Annotated in this window: 1 protein-coding gene; it reads left to right on the top strand. The window is 62.4% G+C overall.

The annotated features are described in order from the left end of the window. Positions 1 to 210: 210 nt before the first annotated feature. Positions 211 to 988 (top strand): helix-turn-helix domain-containing protein (locus AACY08_RS27475; protein WP_339472258.1); only part of this gene is annotated, 778 nt, incomplete at its 3' end.

Raw genomic sequence — 988 nt, 5'->3', positions numbered from 1 at the left:
TCTGGAGCTATGACCGTGGCCACATAAACGAATGCCCGGCACGAAGGCCGGGCACCCTGGAACCGTTAGATGGGCAGCGTCGCCAAACGCTGACCGGTCACTTGATAGACCTCCTATCTAGCCATTTCCGACGGAAGGTTCAAGGGAGCGCGATTCGCGCCACGCACGAGTTTTGCCTGCTGACGGTCCCTCCACTCGAGGGGGCGAACGATGACCTATACCCAAACCGCTTTCACGGGCCGCACCGGCGCGCGGCCGATCACGGCGCTGACACGCGAGCTCACCCGCCGGATGAAGGTCGTCGATGCGACTGGCATCCAGGTCTCCAAACAGGATGCGCGCAGGGCCGTGAAGGCGCTGAAAGGCGCGATTGGTGTCAGCAACGGCGCAATCGAGACGCTGATGGACCTCGTGCAGCTCACCTGGGAGGCCGACTGGACGGATGATCGCCCGCTGGTCGTCTGGCCAAGCAACCAACATCTAGCCGACGAGGTCAGGAAGACCGTGGCCTGCATCAAGGCACGGCTGCGCGAGCTGCGCGCTGCCGGCCTTATTCTCGGCCATGACAGCGCATCGGGACGGCGGAGTGGTTTCCGGAACCGTGACGGCGTTATCGTCGAGGCCTACGGTCTCGATCTGTCACCGATCCGACTGCGCTATGCCGAACTGAAGGACGCCGGCGATCGGCTCAACGCCCTCTATGCGCTCTTCAAGAGCGGCAAGAAGGAGATCGCCCGCGTCAGGCGGATCGTTGGCCAGGCCCTCGCCCAAGCGGCGGATCTCAACCTCACAGGCTCGCACTGGATGGCATTGCAGGACGCGATCGATGCAGCTGCCTTCGCAGCAGCGCAGGCCAAAGCCATGGGCGATGCAGATGGCTATCAAATCGCGCTCGACAGCCTAAGCGGGGTCGAGGACCTTGTTGGCGAGACGATCGATCAGTTCATGTTTTCGGTTGAAAATAACCCGTCGGGGTCAGCAGAATCTC

This window comes from Pseudomonas sp. EL_65y_Pfl1_R83 (assembly GCF_963970695.1).
Taxonomy (GTDB): Bacteria; Pseudomonadota; Gammaproteobacteria; order Pseudomonadales; family Pseudomonadaceae; genus Aquipseudomonas; species Aquipseudomonas tritici.
The sequence above is the reverse complement of the archived record's forward strand: the minus strand, read 5'-3'. Positions and strand labels throughout refer to the sequence as shown.